The 3936-nt window shown below is 73.2% G+C and carries 5 protein-coding genes; 3 read left to right on the top strand and 2 right to left on the bottom strand.

Annotated elements, in window-relative coordinates; genetic code table 11:
• Positions 1–297: winged helix-turn-helix domain-containing protein (locus DEP02_RS25660; protein ID WP_232839275.1), on the bottom strand; the 297-nt coding region annotated here is incomplete at its 3' end.
• On the opposite strand from DEP02_RS25660, the gene DEP02_RS25655 reads away from it, so the two are divergent.
• On the top strand, positions 218–1138 hold the full coding sequence (locus tag DEP02_RS25655) for a DMT family transporter (RefSeq protein WP_112470058.1): 921 nt from the start codon (positions 218–220) through the stop codon (positions 1136–1138). The genes DEP02_RS25660 and DEP02_RS25655 overlap by 80 nt on opposite strands.
• Before the next feature lie 94 nt (positions 1139–1232).
• Positions 1233–1433, top strand: coding sequence for a DUF1918 domain-containing protein (locus DEP02_RS25650; RefSeq protein WP_112470057.1), 201 nt, complete (start codon positions 1233–1235; stop codon positions 1431–1433).
• Here DEP02_RS25650 and DEP02_RS25645 read toward each other — a convergent pair whose 3' ends face one another.
• Positions 1434–2684 (bottom strand): glycoside hydrolase family 10-like protein, encoded by a 1251-nt coding sequence (locus tag DEP02_RS25645; RefSeq protein ID WP_112470056.1) that lies wholly within the window; start codon positions 2682–2684, stop codon positions 1434–1436.
• Positions 2685–2858: 174 nt separating this feature from the next.
• Here DEP02_RS25645 and DEP02_RS25640 point away from each other — a divergent pair, with 174 nt between their 5' ends.
• Positions 2859–3719, top strand: a complete 861-nt coding sequence (locus tag DEP02_RS25640; RefSeq protein ID WP_198668588.1) for a 3-hydroxybutyryl-CoA dehydrogenase — start codon at positions 2859–2861, stop codon at positions 3717–3719.
• Positions 3720–3936: the final 217 nt, after the last annotated feature.

The raw sequence follows: 3936 nt of genomic DNA, 5'->3' as shown, positions 1-3936 counted from the left end.
CGCCGCGCGCCGCGCCGCGCGGAACGCGCCGGCGCCGGGCCGGGTGACCACCAGGCCCTCGGCGGCCAGCTGCGCCAGGGCCCGCGAGACGGTCACGGGACTCACCCGGTAGCGCTCGACGAGGGCCCGGCTCGACGGGAGCTTTCCACCTGGTGAGTAGCGGTTCAGCTCCTGTCGCAGCCGCTGGGCGAGCTCATCGACGCTGCTACGCTGTTGCATGAGAGCACAGAGTAGCGCTATCGCTCCGGCGTCGATAGCGGTGGAGGCCCCCGACCAGGCCCGGACCCGCGTCGGCACCCTCCAGGCCGCCCTCGGTGTCGTCGCCTTCTCCCTGACCTTCCCGGCCACCGCCTGGGGCCTGGAGGGATTCGGGCCCTGGTCGCTGGTGGCCGTGCGCAGTGTGCTCGCCGCCGTCATCGCGGGCGGCTGTCTGCTGGCCCTGCGCGTCTCCCCGCCCGCGCGCCGGCACTGGCCCGGGCTCGCGGTCGTGGGCGCCGGAGTGGTCCTCGGCTTTCCGCTGCTCACCACGCTCGCCCTGCGGACCTCCACCACCGCGCACGCAGCCGTCGTCGTGGGCCTGCTGCCGCTGACCACGGCGCTGCTGTCCGCGCTGCGCGTCGGCACCCGCCCCTCGCGCACGTTCTGGGTGGCGGCGCTGGCGGGCGCGGCGGCCGTGGTGGGGTTCACCGTGCAGCAGAGCGGCGGCGCCCTGACCGCCGCCGACGGCTACCTCTTCGGCGCCCTGCTGATCTGCGCCGCCGGCTACACCGAGGGCGGCCGGCTGGCCCGCGTCATGCCGGGCTGGCAGGTGATCGGCTGGGCACTGGTGCTGTGCCTGCCGCTGACCATGCCCGGCGCGGTGCTCGCGCTGACGTACGAGCCCGTGCACCTGGGCGTGCACAGCGTGACCGGGCTGCTGTGGGTCGCGGCGGGCTCGCAGTTCCTCGGCCTGGTCCTCTGGTACCGGGGCATGGCCGCCGTCGGCATCCCCAAGGCGAGCCAGTTGCAGCTGGCCCAGCCGCTGCTCACACTGGTGTGGTCGGTGCTGCTGCTCGGCGAGCATCTGACGCCGGCCGCCCCGCTGACGGCCGTCGCCGTGCTCGTCTGCATCGCCGTCACCCAGCGGGCGCGAGGCTGACCGGCCGACACCGGCCGGTCCCGCTCGCGCTTCGCGCCGTAGGCCCGTAGATTCGAGGACCACTGCTCCCGCACCCGGTGAGGAGGCCCTGCAGATGCACGCATCCGTGGGTGACCAGCTTGTCCAGCACGGCAGGGTGGTCGGACAACACGACCAGATCTCCGAAGTCGTCGAAGTGTTGGGCCGGGAAGGCAGCCCGCCCTACCGTGTCCGCTTCCCGGACGGGCACGAGGCCGTGATGTCACCCGGCCCCGACTGCCAGGTCCGCCACCGGGAGGAACACGAACAGCGCTGATCAGCGCGGGGGGTTCGCCGGCTGTCGGTAGTGGCCGGCGACCACCCGCGCCATCGCGCCCGCCGGGTCGGCCGCGACCTCCTGCGCGGCGAAGAACACGTGCCCGCGCACCTCGGGGTACCCGGCCGCGAGGGCGAGGTGGCGGGACAGCTCGTCCGGATCCCGCCAGGCCGCGCCCTGCGCCGCATCGCCCGCCTTGTACAGCGCCTCTCCCACGTACAGCTTCGTACGGCTGCCCCGGGCCACCTCCGCCCACCAGGGCACCAGGGTGGCGTAGTCGGCGGCGGCGAGGCCGATGTTCCAGTACAGCTGCGGGACGACGTAGTCGATCCAGCCCTCCTTGACCCACTTGCGCGTGTCCGCGTGCAGGTCGTCGTACGTCTGGACGCCCGCCCGGGTGTCCGAGCCGCGCGGGTCGGTGGCGGCGTTGCGCCACACCCCGAAGGGGCTGATCCCGAACCGCGCGCCGGGCCGGATCCTCCGGATGTCCTCGGCCGTCTCGCGGACCAGCCGGTCGACGTTGTCCCGCCGCCAGTCGGCCCGGCTCGCGAAGCCGCCGCCGTGGCGGGCGTGGGCGGCGTCGTCGTCGAAGGGCCGGCCCGCCACCGGGTACGGGTAGAAGTAGTCGTCGAGGTGGACGCCGTCCACGGGGTATCTGCGCACCGCGTCCAGCATCGCCTGCCGCACGAAGGCCCGTACGGCGGGCAGGCCCGGGTCGTAGTAGAGCTTTCCGCCGTACGGGACCACCCAGTCGGGGTGCTTGCGGGCCGGATGGGAGGCGGTCAGCCGGGACGGGTCGGCGTGCAGGGCGATCCGGTACGGGTTGAACCAGGCGTGCAGCTCCAGGCCCCGGGCGTGCGCCTCCCGTACGGCCGTGCCGAGCGGGTCCCAGCCGGGGTCCTTGCCCTGGGTGCCGGTCAGGTATCGCGACCACGGCTCGTACGGGGAGGGCCACAGTGCGTCGGCGGTCGGGCGCGCCTGGAACATCACCGTGTTGAGCCGGCGGCGCACGGCCACGTCGAGCAGGGCGGTCAGCTCACCGCGCTGCCGGGCCGCGCTCAGCCCGGGGCGCGAGGGCCAGTCGCGGTTGTCCACGGTGGCCAGCCACATGCCGCGCATCTCGGTGGCGGTGCTCCGGCCGCGGGCGTCCGTGGCCGTCCGCGGGCGGCCCGTCGCGGTGGCCGCGTACCCGGTGAGCGCCAGGGCCGACAGCGTGGCCGCGGTGAACGCCCGTCGTGCCACTCGGCCCATCCGGGCACCCCCCCGTACGACGTGGATCCGCGCCGTCACGGATCGTGCACCGGGACAGCATGCCCGACCCGGGCGATCGATCATCGGTGCCGCGGGGGTAACGTGCACGATCGGAGCAGGCACCACGACCAACGGGCCGCCTGCCACACGCCGTACATCAGCGAAAGGGACGATGTGACAGACATCGAACGCGTCGGAGTGGTGGGCTGCGGCCAGATGGGTGCGGGCATCGCGGAGGTGTGCGCCCGGGCCGGCCTGGACGTGAGGGTCGCCGAGACCACCGGCGAGGCCCTGGAGTTCGGCCGTACCCGGCTGTTCAACTCCCTGGCCAGGGCGGCCGAGCGCGGCAAGATCACGGAGGAGGAGCAGGAGGCGACGCAGGCGCGGCTGAGCTTCACCACCGACCTCGGCGAGTTCGCCGACCGCGATCTGGTGATCGAGGCCGTCGTGGAGAACGAGCAGGTCAAGACGGAGATCTTCCAGGTCCTGGACCAGGTGGTGACCCGGCCGGACGCGATCCTGGCCTCCAACACCTCCTCGATCCCGCTGGTGAAGCTGGCGGTCGCCACCGCGCGGCCCGACCAGGTGCTCGGCATCCACTTCTTCAACCCGGCCCCGGTGCAGAATCTGGTCGAGCTGATCCCGGCGCTGACCACCTCCGAGGGCACGCTGAGCCGGGCGCAGCTGTTCACCGAGAAGGTGCTCGGCAAGCACGCGATCCGCGCCCAGGACCGCTCCGGCTTCGTCGTCAACGCGCTGCTGATCCCCTACCTGCTCTCCGCGATCCGGATGTTCGAGTCGGGCATCGCTAGCCGTGAGGACATCGACAACGGCATGGAGCTGGGCTGCGCCCACCCGATGGGACCGCTGAAGCTGTCGGACCTGATCGGCCTGGACACGGTGGCCTCGGTGGCGCAGAGCATGTACGACGAGTACAAGGAGCCGCTGTACGCCGCTCCCCCGCTGCTGCAGCGCATGGTGGACGCCGGCCGGCTGGGCCGCAAGAGCGGCTCGGGCTTCTACACCTACGGCTGACCGCCGCCGGTCCGGCCGTCATCCCAGTCTGAGGTGGTGCGGGAGCAGTAACGCCGCCGCCATGCCGGCGGCCGGGACCTCGCCGCGGGCGGCCCTGCCGGGCCATTCGGGGCGCGAGCGACCAAGAGCTCGGGACTGCGAGTGGTTTGTCGGCCGCGGGCCCATTCGGGCTGGTCGCGCAGTTCCCCGCGCCCCTTTGGGGGCGCGGGGAACTGCG

This window comes from Streptomyces triticisoli (assembly GCF_003270085.1).
In the GTDB taxonomy this organism is placed as follows: domain Bacteria; phylum Actinomycetota; class Actinomycetes; order Streptomycetales; family Streptomycetaceae; genus Streptomyces; species Streptomyces triticisoli.
This window is presented reverse-complemented; position numbering and strand designations above follow the sequence as displayed.